This is a genomic window from Bacillus cereus group sp. BfR-BA-01408, from assembly GCF_022663305.1.
Classification (GTDB): Bacteria; Bacillota; Bacilli; order Bacillales; family Bacillaceae_G; genus Bacillus_A; species Bacillus_A pacificus.
This window is the reverse complement of sequence record NZ_JAKUFF010000261.1, coordinates 1-270: the sequence shown is the minus strand read 5'-3', so window position 1 is coordinate 270 and position 270 is coordinate 1. Positions and strand designations below refer to the sequence as shown.

The following is a 270-nucleotide window of genomic DNA, read 5'->3' as shown; positions in this document are numbered from 1 at the left end:
GAATTAACGAAGTTAGGCGTGAAAATGCCAGAGAAGAGTAAGCATAAAGACATACTTGCTAACTTAGATGAAGCAACAAAGGAAAAAGCAAAGTCTATTTTTGAACAGGAAAAGTCCGGGAAATTAACGCATGAGCAAGCAAAAGAAGAATTAACAAAACTAGGTGTGAAACTCCCAGAGAAAGAGAAGCATGAAGACATCTTTGCGGGATTAGATGAGGCAACAAAAACAAAAGCAAAAGCGATTTTAGACAATGAAAAGAAACAATTA

At 35.9% G+C, this 270-nt stretch carries 1 pseudogene; it reads left to right on the top strand.

The features are described 5' to 3' along the window. Positions 1-270: pseudogene (locus MR083_RS27225) on the top strand (hypothetical protein); the annotation flags it as partial.